21 protein-coding genes are annotated in these 21,038 nt (G+C 63.1%); 11 read left to right on the top strand and 10 right to left on the bottom strand.

Going from position 1 to position 21,038, the window contains the following annotated elements:
- Positions 1-29: 29 nt before the first annotated feature.
- Positions 30-1,955, top strand: coding sequence for a molecular chaperone HtpG (gene htpG, locus QMK17_RS11065; protein WP_283509034.1), 1,926 nt, complete (start codon positions 30-32; stop codon positions 1,953-1,955).
- A 50-nt stretch (positions 1,956-2,005) separates the two neighbouring features.
- Here htpG and QMK17_RS11060 read toward each other — a convergent pair whose 3' ends face one another.
- Entirely contained in the window at positions 2,006-2,533 is a 528-nt protein-coding gene (locus QMK17_RS11060; RefSeq protein ID WP_283509319.1) for a TetR/AcrR family transcriptional regulator, read from the bottom strand.
- Between the two features lie 154 nt (positions 2,534-2,687).
- On the opposite strand from QMK17_RS11060, the gene QMK17_RS11055 reads away from it, so the two are divergent.
- Both QMK17_RS11055 and QMK17_RS11050 read left to right on the top strand, forming a co-directional pair.
- Complete coding sequence (locus QMK17_RS11055; RefSeq protein WP_283509032.1) at positions 2,688-3,650, top strand: hypothetical protein; 963 nt, start codon at positions 2,688-2,690, stop codon at positions 3,648-3,650.
- Positions 3,651-3,680: 30 nt separating this feature from the next.
- Positions 3,681-4,481: a crotonase/enoyl-CoA hydratase family protein gene (locus QMK17_RS11050; RefSeq protein ID WP_283509030.1), complete on the top strand. Its 801-nt coding sequence runs from the start codon at positions 3,681-3,683 to the stop codon at positions 4,479-4,481.
- A gap of 51 nt (positions 4,482-4,532) precedes the next feature.
- On the opposite strand, the gene QMK17_RS11045 is transcribed toward QMK17_RS11050, so the two are convergent.
- Positions 4,533-6,185 (bottom strand): purine-cytosine permease family protein, encoded by a 1,653-nt coding sequence (locus tag QMK17_RS11045; RefSeq protein WP_283509029.1) that lies wholly within the window; start codon positions 6,183-6,185, stop codon positions 4,533-4,535.
- A gap of 121 nt (positions 6,186-6,306) precedes the next feature.
- Complete coding sequence (gene shbA / locus QMK17_RS11040) at positions 6,307-6,882, bottom strand: RNA polymerase sigma factor ShbA (RefSeq protein ID WP_283509027.1); 576 nt, start codon at positions 6,880-6,882, stop codon at positions 6,307-6,309.
- A 230-nt stretch (positions 6,883-7,112) separates the two neighbouring features.
- Here shbA and QMK17_RS11035 point away from each other — a divergent pair, with 230 nt between their 5' ends.
- The gene (locus QMK17_RS11035; protein ID WP_283509025.1) at positions 7,113-8,048 is read left to right on the top strand and encodes an alpha/beta fold hydrolase; all 936 of its coding nucleotides are present in this window, start codon (positions 7,113-7,115) and stop codon (positions 8,046-8,048) included.
- Here QMK17_RS11035 and QMK17_RS11030 read toward each other — a convergent pair.
- The 4 genes from QMK17_RS11030 to QMK17_RS11015 form a co-directional block, all read right to left on the bottom strand.
- Positions 8,031-8,678 (bottom strand): FHA domain-containing protein, encoded by a 648-nt coding sequence (locus tag QMK17_RS11030; protein WP_442972740.1) that lies wholly within the window; start codon positions 8,676-8,678, stop codon positions 8,031-8,033. The genes QMK17_RS11035 and QMK17_RS11030 overlap by 18 nt on opposite strands.
- A gap of 40 nt (positions 8,679-8,718) precedes the next feature.
- Positions 8,719-9,390 (bottom strand): hypothetical protein, encoded by a 672-nt coding sequence (locus tag QMK17_RS11025; RefSeq protein WP_283509023.1) that lies wholly within the window; start codon positions 9,388-9,390, stop codon positions 8,719-8,721.
- 187 nt (positions 9,391-9,577) lie between these two features.
- A complete protein-coding gene (locus tag QMK17_RS11020) occupies positions 9,578-10,909 on the bottom strand; it encodes an ammonium transporter (protein WP_283509021.1) in 1,332 nt (443 codons plus the stop codon).
- The gene (locus QMK17_RS11015) at positions 10,906-11,637 is read right to left on the bottom strand and encodes an enoyl-CoA hydratase (RefSeq protein WP_283509019.1); all 732 of its coding nucleotides are present in this window, start codon (positions 11,635-11,637) and stop codon (positions 10,906-10,908) included. Before QMK17_RS11015 ends, QMK17_RS11020 begins: the two co-directional genes overlap by 4 nt.
- A gap of 61 nt (positions 11,638-11,698) precedes the next feature.
- Here QMK17_RS11015 and QMK17_RS11010 point away from each other — a divergent pair, with 61 nt between their 5' ends.
- A complete protein-coding gene (locus QMK17_RS11010; protein WP_283509017.1) occupies positions 11,699-12,766 on the top strand; it encodes an NAD(P)-binding domain-containing protein in 1,068 nt (355 codons plus the stop codon).
- A 46-nt stretch (positions 12,767-12,812) separates the two neighbouring features.
- Here the strand turns inward: QMK17_RS11010 and QMK17_RS11005 are convergent, their stop codons facing one another.
- Positions 12,813-13,634 carry a uroporphyrinogen-III synthase gene (locus tag QMK17_RS11005; protein WP_283509016.1) on the bottom strand — a complete coding sequence of 274 codons (822 nt, stop codon included), beginning with the start codon at positions 13,632-13,634 and terminating at the stop codon, positions 12,813-12,815.
- An 89-nt stretch (positions 13,635-13,723) separates the two neighbouring features.
- Complete coding sequence (locus QMK17_RS11000) at positions 13,724-14,572, bottom strand: aldo/keto reductase (RefSeq protein WP_283509014.1); 849 nt, start codon at positions 14,570-14,572, stop codon at positions 13,724-13,726.
- Between the two features lie 58 nt (positions 14,573-14,630).
- On the opposite strand from QMK17_RS11000, the gene QMK17_RS10995 reads away from it, so the two are divergent.
- The 6 genes from QMK17_RS10995 (at position 14,631) to QMK17_RS10970 (ending at position 20,761) form a co-directional block, all read left to right on the top strand.
- Positions 14,631-16,265: an ABC-F family ATP-binding cassette domain-containing protein gene (locus QMK17_RS10995; protein WP_283509011.1), complete on the top strand. Its 1,635-nt coding sequence runs from the start codon at positions 14,631-14,633 to the stop codon at positions 16,263-16,265.
- Between the two features lie 77 nt (positions 16,266-16,342).
- On the top strand, positions 16,343-16,615 hold the full coding sequence (locus tag QMK17_RS10990) for a helix-turn-helix transcriptional regulator (RefSeq protein ID WP_115965618.1): 273 nt from the start codon (positions 16,343-16,345) through the stop codon (positions 16,613-16,615).
- Entirely contained in the window at positions 16,612-17,145 is a 534-nt protein-coding gene (locus QMK17_RS10985; protein WP_283509007.1) for a hypothetical protein, read from the top strand. The genes QMK17_RS10990 and QMK17_RS10985 overlap by 4 nt, the downstream gene beginning before the upstream one ends.
- Positions 17,146-17,162: 17 nt before the next feature.
- The gene (locus tag QMK17_RS10980) at positions 17,163-18,053 is read left to right on the top strand and encodes an ABC transporter ATP-binding protein (protein WP_283509005.1); all 891 of its coding nucleotides are present in this window, start codon (positions 17,163-17,165) and stop codon (positions 18,051-18,053) included.
- Positions 18,050-19,246 (top strand): ABC transporter permease, encoded by a 1,197-nt coding sequence (locus QMK17_RS10975; protein ID WP_283509004.1) that lies wholly within the window; start codon positions 18,050-18,052, stop codon positions 19,244-19,246. The genes QMK17_RS10980 and QMK17_RS10975 overlap by 4 nt, the downstream gene beginning before the upstream one ends.
- 9 nt (positions 19,247-19,255) lie before the next feature.
- On the top strand, positions 19,256-20,761 hold the full coding sequence (locus tag QMK17_RS10970) for a carboxyl transferase domain-containing protein (protein WP_283509002.1): 1,506 nt from the start codon (positions 19,256-19,258) through the stop codon (positions 20,759-20,761).
- Here the strand turns inward: QMK17_RS10970 and QMK17_RS10965 are convergent.
- Positions 20,738-21,028, bottom strand: a complete 291-nt coding sequence (locus QMK17_RS10965) for a hypothetical protein (RefSeq protein WP_283509001.1) — start codon at positions 21,026-21,028, stop codon at positions 20,738-20,740. The genes QMK17_RS10970 and QMK17_RS10965 overlap by 24 nt on opposite strands.
- Positions 21,029-21,038 lie beyond the last annotated feature (10 nt).

The following is a 21,038-nucleotide window of genomic DNA, read 5'->3' as shown; positions in this document are numbered from 1 at the left end:
GCGTCAGAATGCAGCTAGAAGGGGAAATCTTGAGTACCGAACAGCGGGAATTTCAGGCCGAGACGCGCCAGCTCTTGGACCTGATGGTTCACTCCATCTATTCCAACAAGGACAGCTTCCTTCGTGAGCTGATATCGAACAGCTCGGACGCTTTGGACAAGCTCAGGCTCGAGTCCTACCGGGACAAGGACCTGCACGTCGATGTTTCCGATCTTCACATCGAGGTCGACATCGACAAGGAAGCGCGCACGCTGACGATCCGTGACAACGGCATCGGCATGTCGCGCGAGGAGGTCATCGACCTCATCGGCACCCTCGCCAAGTCCGGCACCGCCGAGGTCCGCAAGAAGCTCAAGGAGGCCAAGGATGCCGCCGCGTCGGAGGAGTTGATCGGCCAGTTCGGCATCGGCTTCTACTCGACGTTCATGGTTGCCGAGAAGGTCACGCTGCTCACCCGTAAGGCTGGCGAGGCCACCGCCACCAAGTGGGAGTCCAGCGGCGAGGGCACCTACGACATCACCGATGTCGACGATGCGCCACAGGGCAGCTCGGTGACGTTGACTCTGAAGCCGGCGGACGAAGAGGATCACCTCTACGACTACGCGTCCGAGTCGAAGATCAAGCAGCTCGTCAAGAAGTACTCCGACTTCATTGCCTGGCCCATTCGCATCGACGTCGAAAAGCGCGTCAAGAGCGAAGATGAAGGTGGCGAGGAAACCGTCACGATCACGACCGAGACGATCAACTCGCAGAAGGCACTGTGGACTCGCGCCAAGGACGAGGTCTCCACCGAGGAGTACACCGAGTTCTACAAGCACGTCAGCCACGCATGGGACGAGCCGCTGGAGGTCATCCCGTTCAAAGCCGAGGGAACGTTCGAATACCAGGCGCTGCTGTTCATCCCGTCGCAGGCACCGTTCGATCTGTTCATGCGCGAGGGCAAGACCGGTGTGCACCTGTACGTCAAGCGCGTCTTCATCATGGACGACTGCGAAGAGCTGATGCCCGAGTACCTGCGCTTCGTCAAGGGTGTCGTCGACGCACAGGACCTCTCGCTCAACGTTTCTCGTGAAATCCTGCAGCAGGACCGGCAGATCCGCGCGATCCGCCGTCGCCTCACTCGCAAAGTTCTCTCGACCATCAAGGAGCTGCAGAGCGAGCACGCCGACAAGTACCAGACGTTCTGGTCGCAGTTCGGCAAGGCGATCAAGGAAGGTCTGATCTCCGACGCCGACAACCGCGAGACTCTGCTCGGCATTTCGTCGTTCGAATCCACACACTCCGAGTCCGGCGTCACGACTCTCGCGGAGTACGTCGACCGAATGAAGGACGGCCAGGAGCAGATCTACTACATGACGGGTGAATCTCGCCAGCAGATCGAAAGCTCGCCGCACATGGAGGCTTTCAAGGCCCGGGGCCTCGAAGTGCTGTTGCTCACCGATTCGGTCGACGAAGTGTGGGTCGGCAACGTTCCCGAGTTCGACGGCAAGTCCTTCCAGTCCATCTCCAAAGGCGAGGTCGACCTCGACACCGAGGAGGAGAAGAAGGACTCCGAAGCCAAGCGCGAGGAGCAGGACAAGGACTTCGAGGAACTGCTGAAGTGGATGACCGAGACCCTCGGTGAGGACGTCAAGGAAGTTCGTCTCTCCACGCGTCTGACCACGTCACCCGCGTGCGTCGTCGGTGACGAGTTCAGCTTCTCCCCGCAGCTCGAGAAGATGTACAAGGCGTCGGGGCAGTTCGTGCCGACGTCCAAGCGCATCCTCGAACTCAACCCGAGCCACGATCTCGTGACCGGACTGAAGAAGGCGCGTGAGGATCGCAGCGAGGATCCCAATCTCGCCGAGACTGCCGAGTTGCTCTATGCAACGGCACTTCTCGCCGAAGGAACCGAGCTCAAGGATCCGGCAAAGTTCTCGCGGCTGCTGGCCGATCGGCTGACGCGGACGGTGTAGCGGCTTCGCCGCATGTGAGTGGAGATACGTCCCCGGGGACGTATTTCCGCTCACATGTGGACCAGATCCAGAGCCGCCAGATATCCGTCCGAATCGAAGTCGGGCACCAGCACGCTTTGCAGAATGTAGCCCTGACACATCGCGACGATGATGGGGGCAATCGCCAGCGCTCGCCCGTCGGCCTCTTCCTCGCTAAAACCCTTGTGCACGAACCACGCTCGCAGATAGCGCTCGTAGAGCGCGCGTAGTTCCACGACCACCCCGGCGACCGAATCCATGCTGTGCGGCTCGGCCGCGGCCGCGGCCCAGATCTGGACGAAAATGCGCAGGTCGCCGATATCCTGGGCCAGATCGATCAGGAACATTCGCACCACGGCGGCGGGCGGCGGCAACGGATCCTGTTGCTCCAGCTCGTCCAGCTCGGCCGCGCGGCTTTTCAGCACGTCTCGCGTGACGTGCACGATCAACTCCTGCTTGTTCTTGAAGTAGCTGTAGATCGCGCCGGCCGACACTCCCGATTCAGCGATGATGTCGGCCATCGAGGTGGCGTCGAATCCCGATTTAGCAAAGCATCGCATCGCCGCACTCGAAATTTGCCGACGACGCTCTATTCGGTGGTCTTCGCTGACTTTGGGCACCCGCCCATAATAAAAACGAATACTCGTTCTTGACAACCTCGGTGAGATCCCGCAATATAAAGAACGATCATTCGTTTTAAATAGGAGTCATGCCATGAAGACCACCCCCTGGCCACGCGTAGTCGCGAGCGCCCTCGCCGGATCAGCAATCCTCGCCGTCGTCGTACTCGCGTTCTTGTGGCCTGCGGTGACATCGAAAGTGGGGAACGTCCCGGTTGCCGTCGTCGGCAATTCCGCCGCTGTGAGCAGCCAGTTGTCCGAAACATTCGACATCGGCAGCAGCCCTGATCGCGCCTCGGCGGTCGCGCAGATCGAGTCTCGTGAGGTGTACGGCGCGATCGTTCTCGGCCCGACGCCGGAGGTGCTGACGGCCTCCGCAAACGGCGCCGCCGTCAGCCAGATGTTCACAGGTGTGGCCTCGGCCCTGGGGACTACCGTCACCGACGTCGTCCCGCTGGCTTCTACCGACGCCCGTGGTGCCGGACTGTCCGCGATGGGCTTCCCGCTCGTCATCGGCGGAATCGTCGGCGGTGTGCTCATCTCCATGACGGTCAAGGGAGTCTGGGGGCGGCTCGTCGCGACAGCGGTCTACGGCATCGGTGCAGGAATTGTCGTCGTTCTGATCACCCAGAGCTGGTTCGGAATTCTGCAGGGCGCCATGGCGTCCAACATGGCTGCGGTGACGATGGCCGTGCTCTCCGTGAGCGCATTGATCGTAGGGTTGACGTCGATAATCGGACCTGCAGGCATCGGCGTGGCCGCCGTGCTGATGATGTTCATCGGCAATCAGATTTCCGGTGCGACACAGCCCTGGCAGTTCCTCCCCGAACCGTGGGGTGCCATCGGCCAGTTGTTCCCCCAGGGCGCGAGCGCAACGTTGCTAAGAGCCCTGTCGTACTTCCCTGGCGCTCCGACAGCTCAGGCCTGGCTGGTTCTCACTGCATGGATAGCGGCCGGAGCGGGGTTCATGGCCATCGGCCACCGCAAGACGAAGGCGGCCGGAGCATCCGCGGTGCGCGCCTCTTCCACCCCCGAAGTCGAGCGTGTTGCACTGTAGGTCCTAGTTCTTGTCGATGGAGGCTCTCACGTGACCGACCCGCTACTCATCGAACGCACCGGAGATGTCCTTCTCTGGACGCTCAACGATCCCGACGCTCGCAACCCGATTTCGAGTGTCGGAATCATCGATGCTCTCGAATCAGCGGTTGCCGAGGTGAACCGAGACCCTTCTGTTCGTGCCGTCATTCTCACGGGCGCAGGGTCGGCATTCTCCTCGGGCGGGAACGTCAAACACATGCGCGACAAGGAAGGCATGTTCGGTGGCAGCCCGGCCGAACTACGCCAGGGATACCGTCAGGGCATCCAACGGATCCCGAAGGCGCTGTACCACTGTGAGGTTCCGACGATTGCCGCCGTCAACGGTCCCGCGATCGGAGCCGGATGCGATCTGGCGCTGATGTGCGATCTGCGAATCGCGTCGACCACCGCGAAGTTCGCCGAGAGTTTCGTGAAGGTCGGGATCATTCCCGGTGACGGCGGTGCCTGGCTGCTTCCGCGCGCGATCGGTATGGCCAGAGCCAGCGAAATGGCATTCACGGGTGAGGCAATCGACGCCGCGACCGCACTGGAATGGGGAATGGTCTCGCAGGTGGTGGAGCCGGACTCGCTACTGTCCGCCGCCCATGCCCTGGCGAACCGAGTGGCGGCGAACCCGCCCCAGGTGCTGCGGATGACCAAAAAGCTACTGCGCGAGGGGCAGCACCAGAATCTCGAGTCGTTGCTCGAACTCTCGGCCGCGTACCAGGCGATCGCGCACACCACCGCCGATCATGCGGAAGCGGTGGACGCGATGCTGGAGCGTCGGGATCCGGATTTCAAGGGCCGCTGACGCGCCAGGTGAGCGGAAATACGTCGCAGGGCACGTATTTCCGCTCACCTGCTACTTCTGTTCCGGAAGAATATGTTCCCCGGTTTTGTCGGTGCTCAGCGACAGCGAGCTGATGTAGAGGATCTCCCCCTCCGGCCCGACCTGGTTGGACCGAATCATGTCGGGACGCTCGAATTCCATGCCGGACACATGGCAGAGAAGCGTGTCGTCCGAGGGGTTTCCGTGCTCGTCGAACATCGGCAGATCGATACCGTCGTCGGTACGGCGCAGATAGTACTTTCCTTTGGTCGCCATCGCGATGACCGGAGGCAGCGCGATGGCGAGAACCAATGCGACGATGGGCGAGTACGGCTTGATTGCCGAGCCGAATGCACCGAAGAACACCAGGATCGACAGAATTGCAGCGACAGCCATCGAACCGAAACCGACGGGATTGACGGCGTAGAGCATGCCGCGCCGGAACTCGGGCACCTTCGGGGACAGCTTGAGAATGTACTTGTTGAACACGATGTCCGATGCCACGACGGCGATCCACGCGATACCGCAGTTGGCGTAGAAGCCGAGAATATCGTTGAGGAAGCTGAACATGTTGGCTTCCATCAGAACCAACGCGATGGCCAGGTTGAACAGCACGAACACCATGCGGCCGGGGTATGTCTTGGTGACGCGGGTGTAGGAGTTGGTCCAGGCGAGTGAACCCGAGTACGCGTTGGTGACGTTGATCTTGATCTGACTGATGACGACGAGTATCACCGCGAGAGTCATTGCGAGCCAGCCGGGCATGAAGTTCTCGTAGATCTCCAGGAACTGGTGTACGGGCTCGTTGGCAATTGTGGAACCGTCGACGACATTGGCAATGAGATACACCGCAAGGAACAGTCCGACGACCTGCTTGATCGCGCCGAAGATGACCCATCCCGGTCCGGCAAGAAGAACCGCGGTCCACCATCGCCGAGAATTCTCCGGAGTCTTGGGCGGCATGAAGCGCAGGTAGTCGATCTGTTCTGCAATCTGCGCGATGAGCGAGAGACATACACCGGCGGCCAGCATCACCGAACCGATGTTGACGCCTTTGCCCGCGGCGCCGTCCTCTCCACCGAAGGCCATGAACTCCCCGACCGAACCGGGGTTACTGATGACCAGATAGACGAACGGGAGAACCATCAGCACAAGCCACAGTGGCGTTGTCCACACCTGCAGCTTCGCGAGCGCCTTCATGCCGTAGATCACCAGCGGGATGACCATCAACGTCGACAACGCATATCCGATGGGAAGCGGAATGTTCAGACCGAGTTCGAGCCCCTGGGCCATGATCGAGCCTTCGAGCGCGAAGAAGATGAACGTGAACGTCGCGAAGATGACGTTGGTCACGACAGATCCGTAGTAGCCGAAACCGCTGCCTCGCGTGATCAAGTCGAGGTCGATGTTGTACCGCGCGGCGTAGTAGGCCAGCGGCAACCCCGTCAGAAAGATGACGACGGCGAACACCAGAATTCCCCACAGCGCGTTTCCGGTGCCGTAGGAGATACCGATATTGGCACCGATCGCGAAGTCGGCGAGGTAGGCGATACCTCCCAACGCGGACGTCGCAACGACCCCCGTACCCCATTTGCGGTAGCTACGCGGCGCAAAGCGCAGCGTGTAGTCCTCCAGCGTTTCTTTCAATGCCGTATCGGTGGTCGGCGCGGGCTGCACAGCTGTCATGGAATGAAGGTAGAAGCGCTACGTGTCGGGCAGATCACGCTACGTTTGCGGCCCGTTACGCATCTGGACAAAACGGACTATCGGGACTTCAGATCCATGCACGCGCCCGAACCACGACTTGTCACGCGCTCAACAAGGCAAATTTCGACAGTTCTGCGCGCAATTGATTCATCGCCCGATGCTGCGCGACGCGTACCGCCCCCGCACTCATCCCGAGAGCACGTCCGGTCTCCGGTGCCGTCATTCCCCAGACCACCCGCATCAGGATGATCTTTCGGTGACGCGGCGGCAGTGTTTCCATCAACGCCTGCGCGTGGCTTCGGAACTCACCGTCGATGGCCGCTTTCTCCGGTGACTCGTCCGTGGACGGTTCTTCGATCACCAATTCGAGCGAATACGAGCGACGCAGTGACGCCTTGCGGCCCGCATCGGCCAGTTTGTGTGCAGCGATGCCGTACACGAAGGCCATGAAAGGCTTACCCATGTCTCGGTATTTCGGGATTGCAGTGACCAGCGCAAGACACACATCTTGGACCACATCGTCGGCCGCAACGTCCAGGCTCACCGACCGTGCTGCGCAGTAACGCTTCAGCTTGGGCCGGACCAGTGCGATCACGTCGCCCAACGCTGTGCGATCTCCGCTCACCGCCTGTGGAACGCGCCTTTCGAGCATGTACACGATGTCGTCGTCCGTCATCGCCGTCGTCCCTTCACTCACCCTGCTGCTTATGTGTAGTTCGATACTGCGTTGGAGACGGTTTGGTCGGTACCCACCTCAGGGTGAGGAACCGACACCCCTCGGGTGGATCGACCCACCTGTACGGGAGGCTCCGCCAGTGAGCACCAGGACAGATGATTTCTTCAGGCGTAACGCATCGACATGCGGCGCCGAAACCCTCAACACACCTGAAGTCATCGGAGACCACCATGAACGAGCGCAACCGGGGCCGAAGCACCGTCGTCACCGAAGACGGCACTGCGCTCGCCGTGCACGAGAGCGGGAGTCCCGATGCCTCGATGACCGTGGTGTTCGTGCACGGGCACTGCCTCGCGAAGGAGTCGTGGTCCGACGTGCGTGGCCACCTCACCACAGCACTGGGCGAGGACGTCCGCATGATCTCCTATGACCACCGCGGACACGGCGCTTCCGGTACCGCCGAGGCGTCGACCTACACGATCGAACAATTGGGCCGTGATCTCGGCACGGTGATCAGGACCCTGGTCCCCACCGGCCGCTACGTCCTCGTCGGCCATTCGATGGGCGGGATGACGGCGATGGCCTACGCTCGCCAGAATCTCGAAGAACTGGGTGGACGCCTTGTCGGAGTCGGCTTGATAGCCACTGCGGCCAGCGGCCTCGTCGACGAGGGCCTCGGATCGTGCCTAGCGCACCCGCTGGTATCGGCATTCCGGACAGCGGTTCGCCGCGCGCCGAGGGCCATGAGCGTGTCCAAGAGGTCGGTCAGGGGAATCTGCGCACCGATCGTCCGCACTGCGGGGTGCGGGTCGAGGCGGGTCAGTCCTCGGGTGGTCGCACTCGCGTCGGCAATGCTGAACGACACTTCGGTGGTGACGATGGCCGGGTTCCTCGAGACGCTCCGCGACTTCGACGAGACGGCAAGCCTGTCCGCGCTCGCCGTTGTTCCCACGTTGGTCCTGTGCGGATCGGCGGACCTGATGACTCCGATGCGGCACTCGAGGGCCATTGCGCAGCACTTGCCTGCATCGCGGATGGTGACGGTCGAGAATGCGGGCCACATGGTGATCCTGGAACAGGCAGCCGTGGTGGCCGAGGCGGTGTCCCTCCTCGTCGCGCAGACCGTCGCGCAGACCACAACGACGGCACTACAGGTCGCGCTGTGAGATCACGCCGCTCTGCAATGCACGCTCGGCGAGTCTGACGCGTTTCTGATTCTGCGGCAGATCCTCGACTCCGAACTTCGCGAACAGCACCCGAAGGTGCGTTTTGACGGCATCCACGCTGAGGAAAACCTCGGTCGCGATCTGCTGGTTGGACGACGGGTTCGCGAATCTTGCGTTGTGCTTGTACGGCCGGCACAGCGATACGAGAACCGAGCGTTGCGTCTCGGTCAGCGATCTGGCGTTCGGCATCTCGGCGGCGATACGAGTTGCTTCGTCGCCCAGGCCGGAAAAGTCGTGAAAGGTGAGGAGCGAGCCACCGACCCGGATGGTGTCGCCCTGGCGGAGGCTTCTCCTGCCGGTGAGACGGTCACCGTTGACGTACGTCCCGTTTCGAGAGAGGCCGTCGTCGACGACGGTCCAGTGCGTGCCCAGCCACTCGATTGCAGCGTGGAGCCTGGAGACTTCGTTGTCATCGGGAAACGAGATGTCGGCGTGAGGTGATCGCCCGATGGTCAGTCGGCTGTGGTCCGGCGACAGCGTCACTTCGCAACGCGCACCGCCTTCGCCTTCGTACTGTAGGCGCGGATCGTCGTATTCACCCCGAATCACCGCTACATCCTGCTCCGCCACGTGGGGTAAGAGCAAGATGCAGCGGTGAGGGGTAGTGCTTCTACTTCTTGACTGCGGGAGGAGCGTTCAGGAGCTGGATGAACGGTGCAGCGTTGCTGGCGACAGCGCTGAGCCCACCGATTGTGGTACCGGCGAGCGATGCCGTCGATCCGAGCAAGAGTGCGCCACCGACGCAACCAGCGATGCCCGCGATCGGGATGAGCACGAGAGTGGGAGCCGACACCGTACCCATCGCGAGTGCGCCGAGGATGCAGCCGCCGACGATGCCGGTTGCGGCACCGAGGTAGCCACCGACTGTGGCCGAGAGCGCGAGGTTGTCCTTGACACCCGCGATGGCGGCCGGCAGGTCGACCTGCTGCAGTCCGGGAAGCTGAGTGGACAACGGCGTAGCTGCGGCGGGCGTGACGTCAGCTGTCAGGACAGCGTGGTTGCCGTCGATCTCGGCGGCCACGGGGTGCGAGAACCCGTCGAGAGCGATTGCCAGTGGTACCGAATCGACAAGTGCGCCACTGGAGTCGCGAACGACGAGGTGGTTGTCCTCATTGGAGAGCGTGCCTGCCGAGGTATCGACGATGACCTGCTGGCCACTCGGGGTGACGTTCCAGCCCACCGGCGCCGGGGCGGGAGCCGGGTCCGCGTAGGACGTCCCCATTGCTGCGGTCATGGCTCCGATGACCAATGCCGACGTTACTGCGAATTTACCGATCTTCATGTTCCCCGTCTTCCAGTGTGTCCAAGCGTGCACACCCTGGTGGGTGCCGCGTCAACGTACTGGCCCGATGAAGACTGGACAGTGGACGAACGGGGTTGTCGATGCGACCGGAAGGTTAACAATCAGTCAGTTCCGAACAAAAGGGACAAAACCTGTTTTGAGGTATTGAAACAAGGTGACCGTCAGGTTACTTTCTGCCAAACAGACCGGGTCCATTCGATCCGCCATGACCGACGGCGAAGTCGTATGCAGACTCCGCGTGCTCGTGTTCGTCGAGTCCGTCCGCTTCGTGTTGGGCGTCGGCCCGCACTCCCATCACGGTCTTCAGTCCGAGCGCAATGAGTGCCGTCACCACGCCGGTGTAGACCATCACCACCACAACTGCCACGAACTGGACAAGCAGCTGATGCAATCCGCCGCCGTACAGGAGCCCGTCGACGCCCGCGGGCATCTCCGCACTGGCGAGCACCCCGATCAGCAGGGTGCCGACGATGCCACCGACGAGGTGGACGCCGACGACGTCGAGTGAGTCGTCATATCCGAGGCGGTATTTCAGGCCGATGGCGAGGGCACACAGAGCCCCCGCGGCGATCCCGATCACCGCGGCGCCGATCGGGGTCACCGCTGTACACGACGGTGTGATGGCCACCAGCCCGGCAACGACGCCGGACGCCGCGCCGAACGACGTGGCCTTGCCGTCGCGGATCTTCTCCACGATCAGCCACGCCGCCATCGACAGCGCACCCGCGCCGAGTGTGTTGACCAGAGCGACTGCAGCGACGCCGTCAGCCGCCAGCGCCGATCCCGCGTTGAACCCGAACCATCCGAACCACAGCAGACCTGCGCCGAGCATCACCGCGGGCAAATTGTGCGGGCGCATCGCTTCCCGCGGCCAACCCCGACGATTTCCGACGACGAGCGCCAGCACCAGACCCGCCATACCTGCGTTGATTTCCACGGCGGTACCGCCGGCGAAGTCGATCGCTCCCAGCTTGTTCGTGATCCATCCACCCGTCGCTGACGTCAGCCCGTCGATGGAGAACACCCAGTGCGCGACCGGGAAATACACCAGGGTCGCCCACAGCCCTGCGAACAGGACCCAGGGCACGAATCGCATACGGTCCGCTACGGCACCCGAGATGAGAGCGACGGTGACCATTGCGAATCCAGCCTGAAATGCTGCGAAAACCAACGCAGGCACGGTGCCGACCAGTGGAATCGATACTGAGGCACCGGAGTACGTGCCACCGAGCAAGTCGCCGAGACCTGCGAATTGCAGCGGGTTCCCGATCCACCCACCGATCACATTGTCCCCGAACACCATCGAGAATCCGAAGAACAACCACAGGACCCAGACGACGGCGATGGCCGACAGGCTCATCATCATCATGTTCAGCACGCTCTTCGAACGGACCATCCCGCCGTAAAAGAATGCAAGGCCCGGCGTCATCAACAACACCATCGCCGTGCACACCAGCAACCATGCGGTATCGCCCGTGTCGGGCGCGCCGAAATTCACCGCCCGAGAAACTTCGGCTTGCGCTTCTCACGGCGGGCGCTGCGAGCTTCTTTGACGTCCTCGCTCATCCACGCGGCACCGAATGCATCCCACTGCTGCGGGGTCGGCTCGTCGCGCGTGCCGTCGTCGTTGAAGACGAGTTTGAGGTGCTTCAATGCCAGCGGCGCCAACTCGGTGATGGACACGGCCCATTCGAGCGCGACGGCGAGGTCACCGCGCTTGTTCGCGAGTCCGCTGATGTAGGCGCGGTCGGCGTCGAGCCGCTCCCCTCCCATGAGTATCGTCCGCGCGACGCTGGCTCCGGCCAGGGCCGAGAGTCGCTTGATCGTCCAGTTGTTGACGGCGATGCCGATCCTGGTCGACGGGATCTCGAAGAACGCCCCGTCGGCGACGACGCGGAGGTCGCACGCGATGGAGAGCTGAGTTCCCGCTCCGACAGCCGGGCCGTTGATTGCAGCGATAACCGGTACCGGGGCGGCTTCCACCGCTTTGAGCAGGCCGTCCAGGGCCTCGGGGAACGCTTTGGCGAAATCGTCGCCGTCCAGGTCGGCTCCGGAGCAGAAGCTCGATCCCGCTCCAGTGATGACGATGACGCGGGCACCGCTTTCGACCGCACTCTCGATGCCCTCGCGGAGAGCGATGCACTGAGCGGTGTTGAGGGCGTTGCGCCGCTCGGGACGCTGAAGTTCGAGGGTGACGACGTCGCCGTCACGAGTCTGACCAATCATGCGGCTAGACGTTACCCAGGGGTAAGCACGAGCCGCGCTCGCGGGCTGATGTACTGGTGACGTGATCGAGACAGACGTGGCCGTCATCGGCGCTGGGCAAGCCGGCCTCTCTGCCGGGTACCACCTCCGCCGGGCCGGTCTGTCTCCCGATTCGGGTTTCGTCATGCTCGACCGATCACCGTCGCCCGGCGGGGCCTGGCAGTACCGCTGGCCGTCGCTGACGCTGAGCACGGTCAACCGTATCCACGACCTCCCCGGGATGGAGTTCGCGGATACGCTGACCTCCGAATTAGCCGGTGCGGTAGTGGCCGCCGAGGCCGTTCCGCGGTACTACCGGGCCTACGAGGAAAAGTTCGATCTTCAAGTACGTCGGCCGGTCACAATCACCGTGGTGTGCGACCGCGAGCCTCGATTCCGGGTCGAAGCCGGAGAGACCATCGTGTCCGCGCGAGGACTGATCAACGCAACGGGAACCTGGGAGAAACCGTTCATCCCGCATTACCGGGGTACGGAGACGTTCCGGGGCAGGCAGCTACACACCAAGGACTATTTTTCGGCGGACGAGTTCGCCGGTAAACACGTCATCGTCGTCGGCGGCGGCATCTCGGCCGTCCAATTGCTCGACGAGATCTCCCAGGTCACGTCGACGACCTGGGTGACGCGCCGTGAACCGGAGTTCCGCGAGGCAGGCTTCGGTCCCGATGCCGGGCGCGCAGCCGTCGCAATGGTCGAGGAGCGAGTGCGAGCCGGACTTCCGCCCGGTTCGGTCGTCTCGGTGACGGGTCTGTTGTTGACCGCCAAGCTGGAGGCTGCGCGTGACCGGGGAGCGTTGAAGCGGCTTCCCATGTTCTCCGAGATCACACCCGACGGGGCAGCGTGGGCTGATGGGACCGCGGTGTCCGCCGACGTGATCTTGTGGGCGACGGGTTTTCGCAGTGCACTCGATCATCTTGCGCCACTGCGGCTTCGCGGGCACGGCGGCGGAATCGTCATGGACGGCAGGCTCGCGACGCGCGTCGCAAAGGACCATCGGGTGCATCTCCTCGGGTACGGGCCGTCGGCGAGCACCATCGGCGCGAACCGGGCCGGGCGCGCGGCGGTCACGGAGCTGCTGGAGACGTTGGGCTGATCGCTGGAACGTGCGCGAATCGGCAGCAGCGGAGGGGCGGAGTTGTTCAGTCGCCGATCTCGTCGACGACATATTTTGCCAGCGAACCCAGCCGAGCCCGCTCCGGCATACGCGTTGGAACATCCAGCGCGTCCAGTGGCGCAGAGGTGATCGGCCCAACGCAGATCGCCGCCACAGGACCTCGCAGAGCCGTGAGGAACTGGTCGAGCACGCCGTTGTCCTTGGCCGTCGACAACACAGACGCGACGGCCGGGGCGCTCGTGAAGGTGACGGCGTCGACCTCGTGATCGAGGATCTTCGCGAGAAGATCGATCAGCGGTTGCTGGTCGAGCGGCCTGATCCAGCGGTAGACAAGAATGGGACGAACATCGGCGCCGAGACTGGCCAGCGCTTCGCTCAGATGAATCGTCGGCTCCCATTCGGTGATGGAGCCGTGAAGCTGAACGGCGACGTCGACGCCTGCGATCCCTTCGGCTTCGAGGTGATCGGCAACTTCCTGCGAGGCCTCCGTCGTGGGCGACCACACCTCCTGGAGTCCCGCGCCGCGGATGGCACCGCGAGCCTTGGGGCCTCGCGCGATGATGCGCGAGGCCCCAAGGGCTGCAATAAGTTCCGTGCGATTGTTCCAACCTTCGGCAGCATCGAGCCAGCCGCGGAACCCAATGCCGGTACTGATCACCACGAGTTCCGGAGGCGCGGAAATGATGCCTTCGGTCTTCTCCCGAAGGTCGGCATCGTCGGTCAGAGGCAGCACGTGGATGGCCGGGACGTGCACCGTTCGAGCGCCGCGTCGTTCCAGGAGGGCTGCGAACTCGTCCGCCCGCCGCTCGGCCGTCAAAGCGATCGTTTTCCCCGTCAACGGTGCCATGCGGGTCAGCCTATACGCGGCTCCGCCGCCTGTGCGCGCCCTGGAACACCCCGCGGTAGCTTTTCACTCACCGCTGCTGACCAGCGCGGCTACGACGAGAACTTGTCCGGATCCGGGCCGGTGCGGCCATCGGCTGTGTCCAGCGCATTGATCGCCTGAAGTTCGTCCCTGGACAGCTCGAAACCGAACACGTCGAAATTGCTCTTGATCCGCTCCGGCGTCACCGATTTCGGGATCACGACATTGCCGAGCTGGATGTGCCACCGCAAGATGACCTGCGCGGGCGTGACGCCGTGAGCGTCGGCGATCGTCTTGAAAGCCGGGTCATCGAGGATGGTGCCGGATCCCAGCGGGCTCCACGCCTCGGTGGCGATGCCTTTCTCGGTGTGGAAGGCGCGTAGCTCTTCCTGGTTGAAGCGCGGGTGCAGCTCGATCTGGTTGACCGCCGGGGTTTCGCCTACGGCGTCGATCAGCTTTTCGAGCGTCGGGATGGTGAAGTTCGAGACGCCGATGGACCCGATGCGGCCTTCGGACTTCAGCTTCTGGAAAGCCTTGAAAGTGTCGACGTACTTGTCGCGATCCAACTGCTGCCAGTGGATCAGGTACAGGTCGAGGTATTCGAGGCCGAGCCGCTCCATACTGGCGTCGAATGCAGCCAGGGTCGAGTCGTAGCCCTGGTCGTCGTTCCACAGCTTGGTGGTTATGAACAGTTCGTCGCGGGCGATGCCGGACTCGGCGATCGCTTTGCCGGTGCCTGCTTCGTTCTCGTACACCTTTGCGGTGTCGATGCTGCGGTAACCGACCTGCAAAGCCTGCGCGACGGCGGCCTGGGCGCCGTCGTCGGGGACCTGCCACACACCGAAACCGAGCTGAGGAATCGCCTGCCCGTCGTTGAGCACGATCGTCGGGACAGTACTGGTCTGCGATGAAAACGTCATACGAATAGCCAACCAGAGGTTGTCCGAGTCTGTTCCCGAACGCTGCGATAATGCCCTAGTGACCGCAACGCTCCGAATCGACGACCTGGCCGCTTTCCACGGCGACCGCACTTTGTTCTCCGGCCTCGATCTCACGGTCACCGAGGGCGACGTCATCGGACTCGTCGGGGCCAACGGTGCAGGTAAATCGACATTGTTGACTCTCCTCGCCGGCGTCGGGACCGCCGATTTCGAGGGTGAGATCCATACAAGCCCCGGCGACGCGACGGTCGGCTATCTGGCGCAGGAACCCGATCGTGTCGATGGCGAGACGATTCTCGACTTCATCGGCAGACGAACGGGCGTCAGCGCTGCTGAACAGGCGATGAACGACGCAGCCGAGGCACTCGGCAACGATGACGGTGAGGATCGTTACACCCCGGCGTTGGAGCGTTGGCTCGCCCTCGGTGGTGCCGATCTGGCGGAGCGCACCGCCAAGGTGCTCGCCGACCTCGGCTTGGAGGTAGACGGCAGTGCCTTCATGACCTCTCTGTCCGGCGGCCAGGCTGCACGCGGCGGGCTCGCCGCCATTCTCCTTGCTCGCTACGACATCCTTCTTCTCGACGAACCGACCAACGACCTCGATCTGGCCGGACTGGAACAGCTGGAGAGATTCGTCGTCGACACCAGAGCCGCGATCGTCGTCGTCAGTCACGACCGCGAGTTCCTGGCCCGAACCGTCACCGGCATCGTCGAGTTGGATCGCGCGCAACACCGGATCGATGTCTACGACGGTAGCTACGAGTCCTATCTCGCCGAGCGCGAGATTGCCCGTCAGCACGCCCGGGAAAAGTACGACGACTTCGCCGACACCAAAGCATCGTTGGAGACGCGAGCGCAGATGCAGCGGAACTGGATGGAATCCGGCGTCCGCAATGCGCGCCGCAAAGCGACCGACAACGACAAGATCGCCCGCAAGACCCGCGCGGAGTCGACCGAGAAGCAAGCAGCGAAAGCCCGTCAGACACAACGTCGCATCGAGCGACTCGAGGTCGTCGAGGAGCCTCGCAAGGAGTGGGAACTGCGGATGGAGATCGCCGCGGCACCTCGAAGCGGAGCCATCGTCTCGGTACTGGGTGGTGCGATGGTGCGGCGTTCGGGATTCACGTTCGGGCCGGTGACGACGCAGATCGAGTGGGGCGATCGCATCCTCGTCACGGGCGACAACGGTTCGGGTAAGACGACTTTGCTGTCGGTACTACTCGGAAAGCTTGTTCCCGACGAGGGCAGCGCGTCACTTGGTTCCGGTGTGGCCATCGGCGAAATCGACCAGGCGCGTGGGCTTTTCGTCGGATCCGATACAGTCTCGCAGGCGATGAGCGCCGCGGTTCCCAGTTGGCCCGACGCCGAGGTACGTACTTTGCTCGCCAAGTTCGGCCTTCGCGGCGATGACGCCCTGCGCCCGGCCGAGTCACTCTCCCCCGGAGAGCGAACCCGAGCGGGGCTGGCGTTGCTGCAAGCACGAGGCGTGAACCTGCTGGTTCTCGACGAGCCGACCAACCACCTCGACCTACCGGCGATCGAACAGCTGGAGCGGGCGATGGAGAACTTCGAGGGCACCCTGCTGCTGGTCACTCATGACCGCCGGATGCTCGATACCGTCCGCGCGACGCGGCGGTGGACCATGAAGGCCGGTCAGCTCACCGAAGCCTGACGCGGCAGATCTTTCGGAGCTGCCGCGCCGTGTTGGCCCGGTTGACAGATCGTTGGGTTTATACAACACTTTGTTCCATGAGCCCCGTAAAGCGTGGGAACACGCTCCCGATCTTCAACCGGGTGGGAGTTCTGCGGGCCGAACGAAAGATGAGCCGCGCGCAGCTTGCCGAACTCATCGAAGTCAACCCACAGACCGTGGGCGCCCTCGAACGGGGTGATCACTACCCGAGCCTCGACCTCGCGATGCGAATCTGCGACGTCTTCGACCTCCCCGTCGAAGCCGTCTTCTCGAGGAAAGAACTCGGTCCACTCTCCGCCGAACTGTTTCGAAGGGAGAACGGCACATGAGCACCCCCGACTCGAACGTCCTCACCAGATATCAGGCCTACCGCACACGACGGTTCCTGGAGAATGACGCCAGGACCCGAAATTGGCTTCCGAATTGGCGAAATCGGCGGCGGCGCCGCATTCTCGTACTCGCGTTGGCCGCGACATTCGTCGCACTTTTGATCATCGCGATTCTGAGCCTGTTTTGGGATTGGGCACCAGTTCTCTGGGTGCCGGCGACCGTGCTGTTCATCGGAACGTGGTCAACCTTGCAAATAGTCTCCGGACGACAGAGCGACGCTCCAATGGGCGCACTCGACGAATGGGAAATACAGCAGCGCAACGAAGCCCGCTCGATCGGCCTGACCATCACGAGCAGTGCGGTCTTGGTAGCGGTGATGGCATTGATTCTGCTGTCCAACGGGATCGACAGTGAAGAACTCGCCTACGCCGGTGGCCTGTGGACGCTGGTTGCGCTGCTCTTCGGCGGCTGCTCTCCCGCGATGATTCTCGCCTGGATCACCCCCGACCCCGATCCCGAAGACCTGTAGATCAAAGAAAGGGCACCATGAGCACCCTCACGATCGACAACATCTCGAAGAGATACGGCGACAAGATCGCCCTGGACTCTTTGAGCTTCGACGTCCGCCCCGGCGAACTGTTCGGGTTCGTCGGCAGCAACGGCGCAGGCAAGACCACGACGATGCGCATCACCCTCGGCGTCCTGTCCGCGGACTCCGGCCAGGTCCTGCTGGGCGGCAAACCAGTCGACCTCGATGTCCGGCGCACCATCGGCTACATGCCCGAGGAACGCGGCCTCTATCCGAAGATGAAGGTCGGCCCTCAGCTTGCGTATCTGGCCGAGCTGCATGGACTTTCGAAATCCGATGCCGAATCCGCCGTCCAGCGATGGACCGAACGGTTGGGGATCTCGGAGCGCCGAGGCGACACCGTCGATGCCCTGAGCCTCGGCAACCAGCAGCGCGTTCAGCTCGCCGCTGCCCTGATCCACGACCCGGCCGTCCTCGTTCTGGACGAACCGTTCTCCGGCCTCGACCCCGTCGCCGTCGACGTCATGAGCGAAGTGCTGCGAGAGAAGGCGGCGGCAGGCGTTCCCGTGATCTTCTCGAGCCATCAGCTGGATCTGGTGCAACGACTGTGCGACCGCGTCGGCATCATCGCGGCAGGTTCCATGAAAGCCGTCGGCACCGTCGACGAACTCCGCGGCTCCGGCGACTCGCAGCTGGAAGTACATGCGCCGCAGGCTCCCGCAGGCTGGGCCGGCGACATTCCCGGGGTCGAGCAGCTGCGCCATGGCAACGGCCGCACCGTACTCGCCATCAAACCGGGAACCGATGACCAAGCCGTCCTGCGCGCCGCGCTGGCAACCGGCCCGGTCCACGAATTCTCCTTCCACAAGCCATCGCTGAGCGATCTGTTCCGAGAGGCCGTAGCATGAGCCAGCAAGTATCCAGCCGCCGCGCCATCGGCCTGATTGCCAAGCGTGAGTTCACAGTTCAGGTGATGAAGAAGAGCTTCGTCATCAGTAACGTCATCATCCTTGCCGTCATCATCGGCGGCATCATCGCCTACTCGTTCTTCTCGGGAGGTGACGACGAAGAGCGCGACGTCATCGGAATCGTCGGCAGCCAATCGATTGCAACAGTGCTCGAAACCACTGGAGATGCCGTCGGGAATCCCGTCGAAATCCGTGAGATCGCCGACGCCGCACAGGCCCGGTCGGGTGTCGAATCCGGTGACCTTGCCGTAGCTCTCGTCCCCGAGAGCGCTGGCGCCTACACCGCCATCACCGACTCGGAACTCAACGGCGCACTACGCGCAGTCGTCGAAGGAAGCGTCCAATCCGAGGCCACCACCGCCGCATTGAATGTACAGGGCGTCGACCAAGCATCTCTCGCGGCCGCAACCGCCAACGCGACGGTCACAGTCGACGCAATCGACCCGCCTGACCCCGAAGCAGGGCAACGTGTCGCGCTCTCGCTGGCCGCCGTCTTCATCCTCTATGCCCAGATCATCGGCTTCGGCATGTACGTCGCGATGGGCGTCGTGGAGGAGAAGTCCTCGCGTGTGGTCGAACTTCTTCTGTCTACGGTCCGCCCGCTACAGCTGCTGTGGGGCAAGATCATCGGCATCGGAGCAGTCGGCATCCTGCAGCTGGCGCTGTACGGCGCCGCGGGAGTCGGCGCGGGTCTCGCGACCGGAACGTTGACCGTCACCGGTACCGCGCTCAGTGTCTTTGCCGGCACGCTCGGATGGTTCGTGCTCGGCTTCGCGTTCTTCGCCGTCCTCTACGCCGCAGGCGGCTCGATGGTCTCGCGCCAGGAAGACGTCAATTCGACGACGATGCCACTACTGCTGCTGATCATGGCGATGTTCTTCGCCGCGTTCTACTCTGTCGGAGATCCGGAGAGCACGCTGAGCAACGTGTTGAGTTGGATCCCGCCGTTCTCCGCGGTCATGATGCCGCTGCGCATCGCCGCAGGCGTCGCTCCGATCTACCAGATCGTCGGCACTGCACTCATCATGGCGGCCACCACAGCCGGGCTCGCCGTCGTCGCCGCGAAGATCTACCAGCGCTCGATACTGCGCATCGGCAAGACCGTCACGTGGAAAGAAGCGTTTGCTCGTTAAACTTCGTCCATGAACCCGCGAACGTCCGCCGCCGAGATACTCGATGCAGTTCTCGACGGCGGATCGTTCGCGTCCTGGGACGTAACTCCGCTCGACGTCTCCCCTGGTCCCGCCTACGCCGCTGACCTCGTCAAAGCCCGGGACAAGAGCGGTGTCGACGAGTCGGTACTCACCGGGCGAGGCCTGGTCGACGGCAGGCCGGTAGCCATCATCGCCTGCGAGTTCGCTTTTCTCGCGGGCTCGATCGGAGTTGCGGCAGCAGAGCGGATCGTCACCGCAATCGAACGAGCGACCGCCGAGAAGTTGCCGCTCGTCGCGTCGCCGACCTCCGGTGGCACGAGGATGCAGGAAGGCACCCTCGCATTCGTGCAAATGGTGAAGATCGCCGCATCCGTCACCCTGCACAAGCAGGCTGGGTTGCCCTATCTGGTGTACCTCCGCAATCCGACGACGGGCGGCGTGTTCGCCTCCTGGGGTTCGCTGGCCCACGTCACCTTCGCCGAGCCGGGAGCACTCATCGGATTTCTCGGGCCGCGTGTCTATCAGGCGCTGTACGACAAGCCATTTCCCGATGGGGTCCAGACCGCCGAGAATCTGTACCACCACGGCGTCATCGATGGCGTGGTGCCGGTAGCCAGCCTGCGGCACTTGATGGTGCGGGCCCTGCGCGTCGTCAGCGGTGATTCCGAGCCGCCGCGAGATCTCGAGCCCGCACCGGCCGTCGCCGATATCCCCGAGCACTCGGCCTGGCACTCGGTCGAATCTTCCAGGCGCCCCGACCGACCCGGTGTCCGCCAGCTCCTCGAACACGCTGCCACCGAACAGGTCCCACTCTCCGGAACCGGCCAGGGCGAGTCGGACACCACCATTCTGCTGTCACTGTGCCGATTTCGCGGGATATCGTGCGTGGTGTTCGGCAACGATCGCAGCAGTCACAGCGTCACCGCGACGATGGGGCCCGGTGCTCTCCGCGAAGCGCGCCGCGGCATGAAACTCGCCGAGGAGCTGGGCATTCCACTGGTGCTCGTCATCGACACATTCGGTGCCGCGTTGTCCAAGGAAGCCGAAGAGGGCGGCATAGCACCCGAGATCGCACGCTGCATCAGCGATCTCGTCACCGTCGCCACACCGACCGTGTCGGTTCTACTGGGGCAAGGCACCGGCGGCGGAGCACTCGCTCTACTGCCCGCCGACCGAACACTGTGCGCCCAGAATGCCTGGCTTGCACCGCTTCCTCCCGAGGGCGCAAGTGCCATTGTTCATCGTGACACCACCCACGCTGCCGACATGGCCGAGGCACAGGGAATACGTTCCGTCGACCTGCTGCGCGATGGCATCGTCGACGCGATCGTCCCCGAACACCCGGATGCAGCAGAGGAACCCGTTGAATTCTCGATGCGCGTAGCCGGCGCAATCGCGCGGGAACTCCGCGGCCTCGAGGGTTGCAATCCCGACGACCGACTGACCACCCGCATGAGCCGCTACCGGACACTAGGCCTTCGAGACCAGCGCTAGAACATCCCCCGCCCGGACGTCGGACGGCAGTTCGATCTTGGTGTCGCCGAACGCGAAATGTTCGCGGCGAGCGACGGAATGACGATTGGCAATCTCCCCATCGACGGGGTCGACGTCGCCGTCGACCGTCACCATCCCCGCAACGACGGACCGGACCCTGGTGACGACGATGTCGCCCAGCATGGTCGGAGTTCCGTAGCAGTCGGCGAGATCCTCGGCCATCGATCCGTCGATCATCAGACGACCGAGGGTGAAGTGAGTATCCACCGGCCAGCAA

The organism is Rhodococcus sp. G-MC3 (assembly GCF_030063335.1).
Taxonomy (GTDB): Bacteria; Actinomycetota; Actinomycetes; order Mycobacteriales; family Mycobacteriaceae; genus Rhodococcoides.
The sequence above is the reverse complement of the archived record's forward strand: the minus strand, read 5'-3'. Positions and strand labels throughout refer to the sequence as shown.